Genomic DNA, 14,417 nt, shown 5'->3' on the forward strand with positions numbered 1-14,417 from the left:
GTGACCCCTCCCCGCCCGACGATGCCGTGACCACCGATACCGCAGCAGCCGGGACAGGTCTGGGCTGCAGGCGGGCCCGAGCCCGGCGGCTGCGTACACGACGGAGCGGGGCAGCAGGTGCAGGCGCCAGCCAGCGACGCACCGGCTCGAAGGAGTCGGCGCTGGCCCGCCCCTGGCGGACGAGCCGCCAGCACTGTTGCCCGGAGAGGTCGGCCTCCAGGGTCAGGGTGTTCGGCCCCGTCGCCACGGGCGAGACCATCCCGTCGCCACGGGCGAGACCATAAGGGATCCGACACCGACCTGCTGTTCTACACGGACCGGTCGCTGGGACCGCTGGACTGTCAGACACGCTGACTCTGGACGCCCTCACGCTGTGGCTCGCGGCAGGGATCTAGGCTGCCCGTATGACTGCCCGGTCTGTGGCCCCTCCCGCAATCACCGTGCGTGGCGCCCGCGTCCACAACCTCAAGGACGTCACCGTGGAGGTACCCCTGGGGCGACTGGTCGCCGTGGCTGGCGTGTCCGGCTCGGGCAAGTCCTCCCTGGCCCTAGGAGTCCTCTACGCCGAGGGCGCCCGCCGCTATCTGGAGTCCCTGTCCACCTACACGCGACGGCGCCTGACCCAGGCGACCCGCCCCGCCGTCGACGAGGTGCTTCACGTCCCTGCTGCCCTGGCCCTGCACCAGCGCCCACCCGTGCCCGGGGTGCGCTCGACCTTCGGCACCTCAACCGAGGTGCTCAGCTCGCTGCGCCTGGTCTACTCCCGGCTAGGCCACCACACGTGCCCGCAGGGCCACGTCAACGAGCCGACCACTAACGTCGCCCTCGAGCGCCCCCTGCGCTGCACCACGTGCGGCACCCAGTTCTCCCCGCCGAGTGCGGAGTCCTTCGCCTTCAACTCTGAGGGTGCCTGCCCCCGGTGCGAGGGCACGGGCGTGGTACGCACGGTGGACGAGTCCACCCTGGTGCCCGACGACTCCCTGACCATTGACGAGGGCGCCGTCGCCCCCTGGCAGAACCTGATGTGGTCACTTATGAAGGACATCGTCCGTGAGATGGACGTGCGCACGGACGTGCCGTTCCGCGAGCTGACGGCCCGGGAGCGGGACATCGTGCTCCACGGCCCCGCCGAGAAGAGGCACATCCTCTACGTCAACGACAAGACCGGCGTGGCCGCCGAGATGGACTTCACCTACTACAGCGCGGTGCACACCGTGGAGAACGCGCTGGCCAAGGTGAAGGACGAACGGGGCATGAGGCGGGTGGAGAAGTTCCTCCACGAGGCGAGCTGCCCGGACTGCGGCGGCTCCCGCCTGTCTGAGCTGGCGCGCTCCACAATGGTGCGCGGCATCAGCCTGGACCAGGCCTGCGTCATGCCCCTGGGCGACCTGGTGGAGTGGGCGGCGGGAATTCCGGGGACCATGCCGGACGACCTGGCCGCCATGGCTCGCCAGATCGTCGACGAGCTGACGGTGACCGCCACCAGGCTGCTCGACCTGGGACTGGGCTACCTCAGCCTGGACCGGGCCTCCTCGACGCTGTCCACCGGTGAGCGCCAGCGCGTCCAGCTGGCCCGAGCGGTACGCAACCGCACCACCGGGGTCCTCTACGTGCTCGACGAGCCGAGCATCGGCCTGCACCCGGCCAACGTCGCGGGCCTCCTGGCCGTCATGCGCGACCTCCTGGCCGACGGCAACTCGGTGCTTGTTGTCGACCACGACGCCGCCTTACTGGCACAGGCCGACTGGCTCCTCGAGATCGGCCCCGGATCGGGCGCGCAGGGCGGCCAGGTGGTGATCTGCGCCCCGCTGGAGCAGGCCCTGGCCGACCCTGCCTCCCAGGTGGCCGGGTTCCTCACCGGCACCGAGGACGTCCTGGTACGTGACACCGCCGCACCCGAGGAGGTCTTCGACCACGGCAGGGTCCGTCTGGAGACCGCCCCGGTCCACACGGTGCGCGCCCTTGACGTGGAGCTGCCCGAGCAGCGGCTGACCGCGGTGACCGGGGTCTCGGGCTCGGGCAAGACGACCCTGGTGCTGGAGGCACTGGTGCCCGCCCTGGCCTCCCTGGCGGGAGACGAGCCGCTGCCCCGCCCAGCCACGAGCATCGAGACCGGAGGAACGCGCCGCGTCGTGGTGGTGGATTCCACACCGATCGGCGCCAACGTGCGCTCTACCGTCGCCACCTACTCCGGGGTGCTTGACTCCTTGCGCCGCACCTGGGCGGCCTTGCCCCAGGCCCGGCAGGCCGGGTTGAAGGCGGGGGACTTCTCCTACAACACCGGGTCCCTGCGATGCCCCACCTGCGACGGGACCGGCCAGGTGGTCCTCGACGTACAGTTCCTGCCTGACGTGGAGATCGTCTGCCCTGCCTGCGAGGGCAGCCGCTACCGGGTGCAGGCCCTGGAGTACCGCCGGGTCAGACGCGGCGGCAGCCAGGCAGAGGCGACATCCCTGCCCAGTCTGCTGGCCATGACGGTGGAGCAGGCCTGTGAGGCGGTCAGCGACCTGCCTAGCGCCCGGCGGCGCCTGGAGCTGCTGGTCGAGCTGGGACTGGGCTACCTGCGCCTGGGCGAGGCTACGACGACACTGTCAGGCGGGGAGGCTCAGCGTCTCAAGCTCGCCGAGGACCTGGGACGCGACCAGCACGGGACGCTGTTCGTCCTGGACGAGCCGAGCATCGGGCTGCACCCGCTGGACGTACGCGTGCTGCTGGGGGTGCTGGACAGGCTGATCGAGCAGGGGGCGAGCGTCGTTGTCATTGAGCACGACCTGGACATGATCGCCAACGCCGACTGGATCATCGACATGGGACCGGGAGGTGGCCAGGACGGCGGCCGCGTGGTCGCCACGGGCACACCCGCCCAGGTCGCCGCCGCCCCGACCTCGGTGACAGGCCGCTACCTGGCCAGGCACCTGGGGAGACGGAGAGCGTAGGGCGCAGACGACCTAGGAGCCCCGGCACGCGCCACCACGCCGGTGCAGAATATAACCAGCACGTCACCACCGACCCAACCTACTACGAGGAGGACACGTGCACGCACTGATGCTGGACAAGTACGGCGCCCCGCTGAGACCCGCCACCATCCCCACCCCCTCCCCTGCCCCGCACGAGGTCCTCGTGCGTATGGTGGCCAGCGGCGTCAACCACGTCGACGAGCGCGTCCGGGCAGGAGAGTTCAAGAACATCTTCCGTCTCAACCTGCCCAAGGTCCTGGGAAGCGAGCTGGCCGGAGAGGTGGTGGAGGTCGGTTCCGCCGTCACTGACTTCGCGGTAGGCGACCGCGTCTACGGCTACACCGGGATGACCGCCATGGGCTCCTTCGCGGAGACCGTGGCCATCGACTCCGCCGCTGTCGCAGCGGTGCCATCCTCGGTCTCCCTGGTTGAGGCGGCCTCTCTACCCCTGTCTGCCCTGACCACCTGGCGCGCCTTTACCGGGCTGTGGCACCTGAGTCCCGGGCAGGTAGTCCTCATCCACGGCGGTACCGGAGGCGTCGGGGTGGTCGCCATCCAGCTGGCCAAGCACCTGGGGGCCACCGTGGTCACGACCGCCTCAGCCGCCAACGCCGACTACGCCCGCGAGCTGGGGGCCGACCTTGTCATCGACTACCGCAGCGAGGACTTCGTCGAACGGCTGAAGAGTGTACCGGTTGACCTGGTCCTGGACACCCAGGGCGGGGACGTCATCTACCGCTCCCTGGATGTCGTGCGCCCCGGCGGCATGGTCATCGGCCTGGCCAGCGTCCCCGACCCTGGTGTCGCTGACCAGATCGGCGCCGGCCCAGTGCTCAGGCTCGCCGTGACCGTGCTCAGCCACCGGCTGCGCCGACGCGCCCGGTCGCGGGGCGCCAGCTACCGCTTCCTGTTCTTCTTCCCTGACGGGGAGGTACTGCGTACCGTCGCCAAGATCGTTGACAGTGGCGCTCTGCGCCCCCAGGTCGGTCGGGTGCTGCCCTTTGAGAGGACTCGCGAGGCCCTCGCCCAGCTGCAGGCGGGCGGCACCCGGGGCAAGGTCGTCGTCACGACGCAGCCGGAGGAGGTCACCGAGAACAGGCCGCGCACCCCCGGCAAGGACCAGGCAGACCCGAGCCCGTTCGTGGACTGACAGGGACCGGCTGAGGGAGCGTGGCGTCGTGCGAGCCCGCACGAACCATCCCCCTGGCTGCTCACCCCCAGCACCGGCTCCCGGGGGTCCCCTTACCCCTCAGAGGCCTCAAAGACCCGCGTGACCCTGCACAGCTGGGCGTGCAGGGTGGCGGCCTCCTGCGTACTGAGGGGGTAGCGTCGCGCGACGGACGGGGCCACATGTCCCACCTGCCTGCGCAGGTCCTGACCCGCGGGTGTCACGTGCACCATCACCCTACGCTCGTCGGTGTCAATCCGGCGCCGCTCCACCCGCCCCTGCTCCTCCAGACGGCGCAGCAGAGGGGTGAGGGTCCCGCTGTCCAGGCCCAGACGCCTCCCGAGCTCACTCACACCTAGCGGCCCGTCTTCCTGCCACAGGGCCGTCATGACCAGGTACTGGGGGTAGGTGAGCCCGGCATCGGACAGAAGCGGCCCGTAGGAGCGGATAACGGCGCGCGAGGCCCGGTAGAGAGCCAGGCACAGCCAGTCCTCCAGGAGCGGTTCAGCCATAGCGGCACCCTGGGATCCCATGACACAAGCATACCGTCTCTTCAGGAGCACAACTTAGTTGTGTACAATTCTTCGGGCCGGGCAGGCACGTCAGCCCGATACCGGCACCCTGGCGGCGGCCGCCTACAGGGGCCGGCCGCACGAACTGGCTGCAGCGACCCTGCCGGGCAGGATCGCAGTGCCGCCCTGCTACCCAGACACAGCAGGTCCTGCGGAAGGACCCGCAGAAAGGAGCAATACCATGGAAGCCATCTACACCGCTGAGGCCCTGAGCACCGGTGCCGCCCGCAACGGCCACGTCCGTACCACCGACGGCCTGGTGGACCTGGACCTGGCCGTCCCCGTGGAGATGGGCGGCAAGGGCGGTGCCCCCAACCCAGAGCTGCTCTTCGCCTCCGGGTACGCTGCCTGCTTCCACTCCGCCCTGCAGGCCGTGGCCCGTACTGCTGGCAAGAAGCTGGGAGACAGCTCCGTAGGCGCCCGCGTGTCCGTGGCCAAGGAGGGCGAGGGCTTCGGGCTGGCTGTCGAGCTGGAGGTCATCATCCCTGACCTCCCCCACGACGAGGCCCAGGCCCTGGCAGACCAGGCCCACCAGGTCTGCCCCTACTCCAACGCCACCCGTGGCAACATTGAGGTGCTCGTGACCGTCAGCGACGACTGACCGCTGGCTGGCCTACGGCGCCTGGGTACCGTAGGCCAGCCCGGCAGCGCCGCTGCCGGGTACCAGGCTCCCGCAAGCGCCATCCCTGCGTCAGGCCACCCGCACCCGTCCGGTGACGGCAGCGGGTCCCGTCAGCAGGAGGGCCGCGTCCTCAGCCAGCGGGTCAGCCTCCACATGGACCCCGAGATGCCCGCCACGGGTCCGGATCTGGTAATGACGTGAGGCCGTCTCTCCCGCCCACTGGTGCAGCGCGACAGCTGCGGCGCAGCAGCCCGTGCCGCTGGAGAGGACCTCCTGCGCCCCCCGCCCCAGCACGCGTACCTGTGCGCAGCTCACCACCTGGCCCGTAGCGGGGTCGGTCTCCTCACCCAGGGGGACGACAAGGTCCAGGCTCACCCCCGGGACAGGCTCAGGCTCGTAGCGGACCGGCGCCGCCGAGCCTCTCAGGTCCAGCTCTGCGGCCTCCAGCTCGGACTCCTCCCCCAGGGCGACCACGACATGAGGGACGTGGGGACTGGACACGGTCACGCTCAGGCCAGCGCGTGCGCCCTCAAGCCCCGGGACGACCACCGCCGTGTCCCAGCCCTCGGCCTGGGCCTCCTGGGCACGGGCGAGCCCGGTCGGCCCCATGTCCACCGTCCACAGGTCTCCCAGCCGGGTAACCGTACGCGCTCCCGCCCTGGTACCGATGGTCACCGAGTCCCCGTCGCCCAGCGGCTCTAGCCCCTCCGTCTCCAGGACGCGGGCGAACAGGCGCGCGGCGTTGCCGCACGCCCCCAGCACCGAGCCGTCGGCAGCGTAGCAGTCCATGAACCACCGGGCCTCGGGCGCGGCCGAGGCCAGCTGCTTCGCACCGGGCAGGGCCGAGGTCCGCACCACCCGGATGAACCCGTCAGCCCCGATGCCGCCGCGACGGTCGCACACCGCCACGACATCCGTCACGCTCAGCTCGATCTCACAGTCAGGGTCCACAAGGACGAGGAAGTCGTTCAGAGTCGCGTGCCCCTTGACCAGCTCGTGTCCTGCTAGACCCGACATACCTGCCGGAGTGCCTGCTGAGGTACCTGCCATGCCTCCAAGCCTAGGTGAACTCGCGACCGTCACCACCTGTCCCACCGGTACCACGTCGTCACAGGTCACTGGACCCGGATCCCCCTGCGTCTACCACTACCCGGCTACCACCCGGGAGTCAGCCTCCTGGACGAGCTCCACCGCACGGTCCACGACCCGCTGCCACTGAACCTGGACAGGCTCGCCGTCGGGGGCCAGCTCCACGTCGAGCCAGTGCACGCGCGGGTCGCGACGAAACCACTTGAGCTGACGGGCGGCCAGCTGACGAGTGGCCTGGGCCGTGTCAGCCGCAGCCTCCTCCACGCTGCACCGCCCGTCCAGGACGGATAGGGCCTGGGCGTACCCGATGGCGCGTGAGGCTGTCGGCCCCTCGCGCAGCCCCTCACCTACCAGCGCCTGCGTCTCCTCCACCAGTCCGGAGGCAAACATGGCCTCAGCCCGGGCCGTGATACGCGTGCTGAGGGCCTCCCGCTGGGGTCGCAGGGCCAGGTGAACGGTGGGGCTGACGTCCTCGTAACGGGGTAGAGACGCGGAGAAGGGTCTGCCGGTAACCTCCAGAACCTCCAGCGCCCTCACGATCCGGCGGCTGTCACCAGGGCTGACTCGAGCGGCCGCCTGTGGGTCACGCTCCTCCAGCTCGGTGTGCAGACGCGCTGTCCCCTCCTCCTGGACACGCTCCTCCAGCCGGGCACGTACCTGCGGGTCAGTTCCAGGAAAGTCCAGGCTGTCGGTGAGGGCACGCAGGTAGAGGCCGGACCCGCCTACCACCAGCGGCCTGCTGCCGCGCGACTCAATGGCATCCAGGTCGGCACGGGCGTGACGCTGGTAGGCCGCGACGCTGGCCTCCTGGGTCACGTGGAGCACGTCGATCTGATGGTGGGGATAGCCACGGCGCTGGTCGGCGGGCAGCTTCGCGGTACCGATGTCCATACCCCGGTACAGCTGGGAGGCGTCGGCACTGACCACCTCGATACGGCCAGGACCACAGGGGCCACAACCACGAGTGTCCCCGAGCCCGCAGGAGGCCCTGGCAGTGCTGCCCTGGGACGTAGTGTCGCCAGGGGAGGATCCTGGCCCCAGGCGGTCAGCCAGGTCCAGGGCGAGGGCGGACTTTCCTGAGGCAGTAGGACCCGCAACGACGACACGTGCTCCACGAGTGCCCATCGTTGTCCTCACAGCTCAGGCAGGAGCGGCCCCACCTGGGTCAGCGCCTGCGTACAGGCCGACAACGCGGTGCCAAGATGGATACGCAGCTGGTTGTCCGTTACGCCGGCTCCCAGGTCCATCAGGTAGGTGGCACGCACCAGCGGACCGGTGGGACTGTCAACCACGCCGACGGTGGGGAAGAACTTGTCACGGTTCCAGTCGTTGACGGAGGCAGCGATCTCGTCCCGCTGAGAGAGGGGACCTGCCTCCTCCCAGTCTCCCGACACCAGCAGCCAGCCGTCGTGGCCCTCCGGGATCTCGATGACAAAGGGGAAGGAGTCCCACACCCCCAGCAGGTGGGGCTGGCTGTGGTCGCTGCGGTCCTGGACTCGGTACCCCATGGGGCCGGTGAGCATGTTCCTGACCCGGCTCAGGGTGATCTCCTGAACCGTGTCCGCAGAGGGACGCGGCTCCCAGATCCCCGTGGACCACGTAAGCGGGCCCATGACGCCGTCAGCAGCGCTGGTGGCCGCACCGGCTGCGGGCTGGACCTGACGTGCAGGCCTGTCGGCACGCTGCCGACCCTGCGGCACCTGCCTGGCAGCCCCCTGCCCGTCCTCGTCCCGCCCACCGACACGGCCGGGACCCTGTACGTCCCGGCCAGAGTCGGCTGCGGCAGCTGCAGAGTCGCGGTCGATCTTCCCGGAGACCCCCCGACGCCCCTGGGAACCGCCCCCCTGCTCGCTGCTGCCGAGGCGACCCACGGTATCCTGCGTCCTGGCAGCCCGGTCCCAGTGCCCAGGAGCAGACACGCCCTGGGCACGCAGGTCCCACTCCTTGCCCAGCAGCCGCGCTACGAGGCCGCTGACCAGACCACCCAGGCGGTGCTTACGCCGTACCATCAGGGCTCCAGCCTACCCCTCAGGGGGTCAGGAAACAGGTTCTCCGCCTCCCGCATAAGAGTCACGATAAGCCGACAGCCGTTAAAGACGAAGTCGGAGAGCTGCTGGTCGGTCATCTTGGCCTTGAGCGGGTAGGTCACTTCCCCGTGAAGACGCACCACGCCGCCGTCAGCGACGGTCACGTAGGCCTTGGGACCGATACGGGTGACGTTCCACTCCTCCACCAGCGCCCGCATCTGCTCCAGGTGATCGGTGTCCGCGATACGGTGCCAGACTCCCCGGAGCTGGACGGCACGGGTGTCCTGGAAGATGACGTGGACCGTCACGTAGCGCCAGGGGATGCCGACATCGCCCTCGTCGTCGACGAAGTAGCGCAGACCCAGGGCCTGGACACACGCCCGCACTCGCTCAGCGTCCACCGGCGTGGGCGTGGTCGAGGATGGCATGGCACAACCCTAGTAGGACGCCTGCACTCAGCCCACGGCCGCAGCCGGGACTCCACCGTCAGCGCAACCGTCCCGGCTGGCTCAGGAGGCCTGTGCGGCAGCCTGGCGAGCCTGCTCGGCAATCGCGTCCACAGCCTTGTTGAAGGCCTCCGAGGTCTTGGAGGCGCCCGCCAGCGCGTGGACGTGGGCGTCCTCGACACTGCGCCCCACGACGGCCTCGTCAATAGCCTCCGAGAAGCTGTCCACGTGCTCCTGGGAGGTTGACGTCATGACGTTGCCAACGACCTCTACCTGAGTGACAAGACCGTCCGACATGGTGAGCGTGACGTCGATGGAGTCCTCCTCCACCAGCTCGTCCACAGCGCCATAGGCCTGGCTGACACTGTAGGAGCCGTCCGCGTAGGGGCCAGCCGTCGGTGAGGCGGCGGGCGCTGCGGGGTCCCCGGAGACCTCCGTGCTCGGGGCTCCCGTCCCGGGCACGGACGCGGTACCGCCGTCCTGGGGCCGTCCGGCGTACTCGTCCTGGGAGGGCGCAGCCTCCTGACCGCACCCCGCCAGGCCCGCAGCAGCCAGGAGCGCCGTGCCCAGCGCGACCGCCGTGCGGGCACCACGGTAGGCAGGCGGGCGGCAGGCACCCGGCTCACGGGAGGGAGCACACGGAGTAGAGGAGGTGCCCTGCGGGTCCTGGACGTCGTGGTACGGGCTGGTCATGTCTCCTCCTGGCTGGCAGTGCTGCTCGCGCAGAGACCCAGCATATCCGCCTCCTCCCGCCCGACCGCGCCACCGAGGCCGGTCCCCTGCTTCTCCCCCACCAGCCTGCCGTGGTCCAGGAGGATCTGCCGCTGGGCACAGGAGGCCACGAAGGGGTCGTGAGTCACCACGATGAGAGTCCTCCCCTGCTCGTGGAGCCGACGGAAGATGTCCAGCACCAGCTGCCCGTTGGCCTCGTCAAGGTTGCCGGTGGGCTCGTCGGCCAGGACCAGCTCGGGGTGGTTGATCAGTGCACGGGCGAGGCACACACGCTGCTGCTCGCCGCCGGAGAGCTGGGAGGGCAGATGGTGGGCGCGGTCGGCCAGGCCCACGTCCTCCAGCGCCGTCATCGCCTCGTCCCGGTCGGTCATCGAGTGGTAGTACTGGGCCACCATGACGTTCTCCACGGCAGTCAGGTGCTTGATGAGGTGGAACTGCTGAAAGACCAGGCCGATGACGTTCTTGCGAATCTCGGTCAGCTGGGCGGCACTGAGGGCACCCAGCTCACGGCCCTCCAGCCGGACAGAGCCCGTCGTCGGGGTGTCCATGCAGCCGATAATATTCATCAGCGTGGTCTTACCGCTCCCGGAGGAGCCCACCACCGAGAGCCACTGGCCCCTGGGTACCTGGAGGCTGAGGTCGTCCACGGCGTGCAGGTCGCCGTAGGTCTTGGACACGTGGGACAGCTCGAGCAGCATGTCATTCCTCCCTGAGGACAAGCGCGGGATCAATGCGTGAGGCACGGCGTACCGGAGAGTAGGAGGCAGCCACAGCCACCAGGGCGGACAGGAGCACACAGGCCAGCGCCAGCGGCCAGCTAAAGGCGATGGCGGTGTCGAACACGGCCAGGCACACGGTTACCGCCAGGGCGTAGCCCAGTCCCGCGCCTACCACGCCCCCCAGCGCCCCCAGCAGGGCGACCTCGGAGTAGAACTCTGCGGCGATGGACCTCCCAGAGGCCCCCAGGGCCTTGCGCAGACCGATCTCCTTGCGCCGCTGTGAGACCACCATGGTCATAGTGGTCGACACCCCCACCAGCGTCAGCCCGAGCACCACCACGGACACCACCCAGAACAAGGTGTTGAGCATGGTGACGATACGGGCGTCTCCCGAGGTGATCCTAGAGACTGGCTCGCCACGGACGCCCTGGCTGACACCGTCGACGGCCTCCACAACAGCGTCCATCGAGGTCGAGGAGACGTCCACGGAGATCTCGATGATGTCGTAGCCAACGTCGCTGGTGCCGGTGAGCCCCTCCACCTGGGCAGTCGGGGCGTAGACGATGTCGTCCTCCTCGCCACCGGTGTCCACGACTCCCGAGACCCGCCACGAGGCCTGGCCTGCAGCCGCCTCATCCGCCTTGGTGACCTCGGGGCCAGCGCCGTCCCCAGAGTGGCCGGAGTGGCCGGAGTGCCCTGAGTGGTCGGAGCCCTCGTCGGAGAGGTAGTCCAGGGTCACCGTGGAGCCGATACCCAGATCTACCGCCTCGGCCACGTCCTTGCCCACAAGGACCTCCCCCTCACCGGGCCAGGCCCCCTCCAGGGACCAGTGCCCGTTGAGGCCGCGCACCGCCTCCACGTCAACGCCCGCCAGCAGGTAGGGGGAACGGTTGATGCGCACGGTCTCGTAGCGGTAGGCGGCCAGCGGCAGCTCCTCCGCCTGCCGCCCCGTGGCAGCCGCGACCGTCTGGGCCACCTCCTGCTTGTCGGCGAGGGTGATACGGGAGGACTCAGCGCCGACGGACAGGGGCACCACGATAAGGTTCGCGCCGAACTGCCGCATCTGGGCGCTCATCTGCGCAGGCACGGCCAGGCACACCGCAGCCAGGCTGAACAGCGTCACCGCGCCCACGGCCGAGGAGAGCAGCGCACCCAGGACCCGGGAGCGGCGCCGGAAGACGGCCCCGGCAAGCATGGTGACAAACATGCGTCGGTTGGTCATCGTACGTGAGCGGCCCTGGGGCCGCGGCAGCGTGCTACTCACCGCTAGTCATACCCTTTCCTGTCCGCCCTTCCCGTCCGTGCACCTGCGGACCCAGCTGCCTGGCGCGTCGCTGGCCCTGAGGCACCAGCGGACCCGACCTCACCGTCCGTGCAGCGCCGTCGCAGGCTGGATACGCAGGATCGAGCGCATTGAGGAGCCGGTCGCCGCCAGAAGCACCAGGGCCATCAGGGCGGTCACGACGACGTACACCATAGGCCGCATCGTGATGGTGGACTCGAAGACCGCTGCACCGATCACCTGGGCCAGGCCCGATCCGACCACAGCCCCGACTACCAGGCCCACCACCCCGAGGACTGAGGTCTCAGCCAGGATGAGCCGGCTGATGGAGGCGGAGGAGGCCCCCACCGCCTTGAGCAGGGCGAGCTCGCTGGTGCGCTCCACCAGGGAGGCGCTGGTCAGCGAGGCGACCGCCAGCGCAGCCGCCACCAGGCTCAGGGCCGTCATGAGAACCATGAGCGCCTGGGTCCTTGACAGCACGTCGCCCTCCACGGCCGCCACCTGACGGACCTGCTTGGCCACCGCGCCGTCCATGACCTCCTCGATCTGGTAGGAGATAGAGGAGGCGTAGGCGGTGCAGTACCAGGTCTCCCACTCCGAGCTGGACAGCACGGCAGGGTTGGTGGCCGCCCTGCGTGACAGATCGTTCTCCGGGGTCGTCAGTGCCTTGACCTCGACCTCCTCGACCTGGCCCGCGTGGTCGGCCAGGTCCTGGATAACCGCCAGGGGAGCGTAGAGAGTCTCGTCATCGTCGTCGCCGGCGGCGTAGACGCCCACTATGAGCAGCTCGCGCTGCCCCTGCGAGCCGGTCAGGGTGACGGTGTCACCGGTACCTACCCCCAGGTCCTCGGCCAAGGTCGTGCCTACGACAGCCTCCTCGGCATCGTCGCTAGGCCAGGTGCCCTCCATCTCCCACCACGGGCGCAGGGTCGTCACCCCCAGGGTGGTGGTCTCCCCGGTTGACAGGCTCAGATCCTTGTCGAACCAGGTCCCAGTGGCCAGCACCGTGGGTCCAGTGCCCTCCTGGGCGGCGCCGTCAGCGGGACCGGCGCTAACCCGGACCTCTCCGGCGAGGGTCGGAGCCAGGTCGACGATGTTGTAGGCCCAGAAGATCGTCTTGATCCCGGCGACCTCGTCCTCCCTCAGGAAGGAAGTGGCCTCGGAGTCCTGGCTGGTCTCGTAAAGGTTGTCCACGACCGCCTCGGAACGGGGCTGGACCACGATGTTGGAGCCGTAGGTGGTCAGCTCCGCGTTGAGCTTGTCGCCCACGTCCAGGACGACCCCGAGCATGGCCACCGACACCGCCGCGCTGAGACCCACGGTGAGCGCGACCAGCGAGCGGCGTCCGAGCTGGCGGGTGAAGGAGCGGTGGAGCAGACGTAGAAGAAACATCTCAGGCAAAGACCTCCGCGTTGTCCTCCAGCACGGAGGTGGCGATTGTCAGGTCTGCCCCGTCCACGGCAAAGTCGAGGGGGATGGGGTTGCACCCTCCTTGGAACCCGATGGTGGCGGGGTTGATAGCGACGTCGCAGCGCAGGCATATCACCTTGCCATCAGCCTCGTAGTACCCGGAGGGGCCGCAGTTCTCGCAGGCGTCCAGGCCTACTCCATAGGCCCCGCCGTTCTTGAGGATGGCGATGAAGCGCACCTCGGTCGTGCCGGTGGTGTAGGCGTAGCGGTGCAGGTGCCCGTCAGCCAGGGCGGAGGTCGGCAGGCGCACCAGACCTGCGGTCTCGTCCAGGGTGTAGTGCTCAGGCTCAGACAGGGTGGGGACCTCGTTGACCCTGGCGACAGCGACGGTACGCGTGAGCACCAGGGCGGAGAACCCCAGGGCAGAGGCCATGACCCAGCGTCGCGAGCGCCGCCGTCCCGAGCGCTCCGCGCGCACCCGTGCCGGGTTGGGCAGCTCGGGCAGGGAGCGCAGGGTGGAGGCGAACAGGGACACCATGGGGACCAGGAGCAAGGCGGCTGCGACCATGAGGACTGCTCCCTGCGCGTTGTTGGTGGCCCATGTCAGTGCCCGGAAGCCGGACCCGTGCAGCACGATGCGGTGGGTGGCGTGCAGGAGGCGGAGAAGGTCCACGGCACTGACGAGCGCCACCACCGCCCCGAAGGCCAGGACGGTGAGGTGGGCCGCTCGCCTGGGGACACGTCGCAGTGCCCGGGCGTTGATAAAGGCGAGCAGCGCCACCGCCACCCAGCCTCCCAGGAAGCCCAGGACGCGTAGCAGGGTCTCCGTTGACAGGGCTGCCTCCCCCGGCTCGATAAACGCTGTCAGCCGGAGGATGACCTCCTGGGCGGCACGGAAGAAGGACAGCGCCAGGGCGGCACAGGCCACCGTGCTGGCAGCCAGGGAGAACCTCCCCTCGTAGCCCCAGGAGGTCCGCGCCGCCAGCACCGCCAGGACGACCAGGAGAGCCAGGTCCGCTACCACCAGCAGGGAGGCGGTCGGCAGGTTGACGGCGGTGCGCGAGTGCAGGACAGCCGCGGCCCGCAGGAGCGCGAAAACGGTGGCAGCGGCCAGCCCCGCCCCCGCAGCAGCCATCCTGGCCCGGCTGGCCCGGGGCCAGCCGCTGACGACCGGCGGCGTCAGCACCACGGTGACAGCTGCCAGCAGCAGGAACGGGAGAGTCATCCCTCCCACGACGGAGACAAAGTGCTCCAGCATGCCGCTCAGGATCCCTTCTCTCGTGCAGCCCGCCAGCCTGCCAGGCCAGCGCTCTGACGTCGTGTCAGCATCGTGTCTCGGCGGGGCGCCGGGGCAAGGCCGCTCAGGGGGTGGCCTGTGAGGGCGTCCTGACCC

At 69.5% G+C, this 14,417-nt stretch carries 13 protein-coding genes; 3 read left to right on the forward strand and 10 right to left on the reverse strand.

What is annotated here, in order from left to right:
* The first annotated feature begins 404 nt into the window (after window positions 1–404).
* Together D4740_RS06280 and D4740_RS06285 are read left to right on the forward strand one after the other, a co-directional pair.
* Complete coding sequence (locus D4740_RS06280; RefSeq protein WP_119836087.1) at window positions 405–2,936, forward strand: excinuclease ABC subunit UvrA; 2,532 nt, start codon at window positions 405–407, stop codon at window positions 2,934–2,936.
* A gap of 97 nt (window positions 2,937–3,033) precedes the next feature.
* Window positions 3,034–4,107: an NADP-dependent oxidoreductase gene (locus tag D4740_RS06285; protein ID WP_119836088.1), complete on the forward strand. Its 1,074-nt coding sequence runs from the start codon at window positions 3,034–3,036 to the stop codon at window positions 4,105–4,107.
* A 92-nt stretch (window positions 4,108–4,199) separates the two neighbouring features.
* On the opposite strand, the gene D4740_RS06290 is transcribed toward D4740_RS06285, so the two are convergent.
* Window positions 4,200–4,658 carry a MarR family winged helix-turn-helix transcriptional regulator gene (locus D4740_RS06290; protein ID WP_220475020.1) on the reverse strand — a complete coding sequence of 153 codons (459 nt, stop codon included), beginning with the start codon at window positions 4,656–4,658 and terminating at the stop codon, window positions 4,200–4,202.
* Window positions 4,659–4,878: 220 nt separating this feature from the next.
* Between D4740_RS06290 and D4740_RS06295 the strand changes: the two genes are divergently transcribed.
* The gene (locus D4740_RS06295; RefSeq protein ID WP_119836090.1) at window positions 4,879–5,298 is read left to right on the forward strand and encodes an organic hydroperoxide resistance protein; all 420 of its coding nucleotides are present in this window, start codon (window positions 4,879–4,881) and stop codon (window positions 5,296–5,298) included.
* Window positions 5,299–5,388: 90 nt separating this feature from the next.
* Here the strand turns inward: D4740_RS06295 and D4740_RS06300 are convergent, their stop codons facing one another.
* The 9 genes from D4740_RS06300 to D4740_RS06340 form a co-directional block, all read right to left on the reverse strand.
* Entirely contained in the window at window positions 5,389–6,369 is a 981-nt protein-coding gene (locus D4740_RS06300) for a diaminopimelate epimerase (RefSeq protein WP_243106676.1), read from the reverse strand.
* 96 nt (window positions 6,370–6,465) lie between these two features.
* Complete coding sequence (miaA, locus tag D4740_RS06305) at window positions 6,466–7,533, reverse strand: tRNA (adenosine(37)-N6)-dimethylallyltransferase MiaA (RefSeq protein ID WP_119836091.1); 1,068 nt, start codon at window positions 7,531–7,533, stop codon at window positions 6,466–6,468.
* 8 nt (window positions 7,534–7,541) lie between these two features.
* Entirely contained in the window at window positions 7,542–8,417 is an 876-nt protein-coding gene (locus tag D4740_RS06310; protein WP_119836092.1) for a YbjN domain-containing protein, read from the reverse strand.
* Window positions 8,417–8,863: a YbjN domain-containing protein gene (locus D4740_RS06315; protein WP_119836093.1), complete on the reverse strand. Its 447-nt coding sequence runs from the start codon at window positions 8,861–8,863 to the stop codon at window positions 8,417–8,419. The genes D4740_RS06310 and D4740_RS06315 overlap by 1 nt, the downstream gene beginning before the upstream one ends.
* A gap of 81 nt (window positions 8,864–8,944) precedes the next feature.
* Window positions 8,945–9,574: an FMN-binding protein gene (locus D4740_RS06320; RefSeq protein ID WP_243106677.1), complete on the reverse strand. Its 630-nt coding sequence runs from the start codon at window positions 9,572–9,574 to the stop codon at window positions 8,945–8,947.
* On the reverse strand, window positions 9,571–10,311 hold the full coding sequence (locus D4740_RS06325) for an ABC transporter ATP-binding protein (RefSeq protein WP_119836094.1): 741 nt from the start codon (window positions 10,309–10,311) through the stop codon (window positions 9,571–9,573). The genes D4740_RS06320 and D4740_RS06325 overlap by 4 nt, the downstream gene beginning before the upstream one ends.
* Before the next feature lies 1 nt (window position 10,312).
* On the reverse strand, window positions 10,313–11,596 hold the full coding sequence (locus D4740_RS06330) for an ABC transporter permease (protein WP_259390698.1): 1,284 nt from the start codon (window positions 11,594–11,596) through the stop codon (window positions 10,313–10,315).
* Window positions 11,597–11,695: 99 nt separating this feature from the next.
* A complete protein-coding gene (locus D4740_RS06335; protein WP_119836095.1) occupies window positions 11,696–13,006 on the reverse strand; it encodes an ABC transporter permease in 1,311 nt (436 codons plus the stop codon).
* Between the two features lies 1 nt (window position 13,007).
* Window positions 13,008–14,282, reverse strand: coding sequence for a DUF2318 domain-containing protein (locus tag D4740_RS06340; protein WP_119836096.1), 1,275 nt, complete (start codon window positions 14,280–14,282; stop codon window positions 13,008–13,010).
* Between the last annotated feature and the right edge of the window lie 135 nt (window positions 14,283–14,417).

Origin of the sequence: Actinomyces sp. 2119 (assembly GCF_003591215.1) — a bacterium.
Classification (GTDB): domain Bacteria; phylum Actinomycetota; class Actinomycetes; order Actinomycetales; family Actinomycetaceae; genus Actinomyces; species Actinomyces lilanjuaniae.

What these genes read in the sequence shown, in the direction of transcription:
- D4740_RS06280 (WP_119836087.1), top strand. Translation starts at nt 405, where the DNA reads ATGACTGCCCGGTCTGTGGCCCCTCCCGCAATCACCGTGCGTGGCGCC.
- D4740_RS06290 (WP_220475020.1), bottom strand. Translation starts at nt 4,658, where the DNA reads ATGGGATCCCAGGGTGCCGCTATGGCTGAACCGCTCCTGGAGGACTGG.
- D4740_RS06295 (WP_119836090.1), top strand. Translation starts at nt 4,879, where the DNA reads ATGGAAGCCATCTACACCGCTGAGGCCCTGAGCACCGGTGCCGCCCGC.
- D4740_RS06300 (WP_243106676.1), bottom strand. Translation starts at nt 6,369, where the DNA reads ATGGCAGGTACCTCAGCAGGCACTCCGGCAGGTATGTCGGGTCTAGCA.
- miaA (WP_119836091.1), bottom strand. Translation starts at nt 7,533, where the DNA reads ATGGGCACTCGTGGAGCACGTGTCGTCGTTGCGGGTCCTACTGCCTCA.
- D4740_RS06310 (WP_119836092.1), bottom strand. Translation starts at nt 8,417, where the DNA reads ATGGTACGGCGTAAGCACCGCCTGGGTGGTCTGGTCAGCGGCCTCGTA.
- D4740_RS06315 (WP_119836093.1), bottom strand. Translation starts at nt 8,863, where the DNA reads ATGCCATCCTCGACCACGCCCACGCCGGTGGACGCTGAGCGAGTGCGG.
- D4740_RS06320 (WP_243106677.1), bottom strand. Translation starts at nt 9,574, where the DNA reads ATGACCAGCCCGTACCACGACGTCCAGGACCCGCAGGGCACCTCCTCT.
- D4740_RS06325 (WP_119836094.1), bottom strand. Translation starts at nt 10,311, where the DNA reads ATGCTGCTCGAGCTGTCCCACGTGTCCAAGACCTACGGCGACCTGCAC.
- D4740_RS06335 (WP_119836095.1), bottom strand. Translation starts at nt 13,006, where the DNA reads ATGTTTCTTCTACGTCTGCTCCACCGCTCCTTCACCCGCCAGCTCGGA.
- D4740_RS06340 (WP_119836096.1), bottom strand. Translation starts at nt 14,282, where the DNA reads ATGCTGGAGCACTTTGTCTCCGTCGTGGGAGGGATGACTCTCCCGTTC.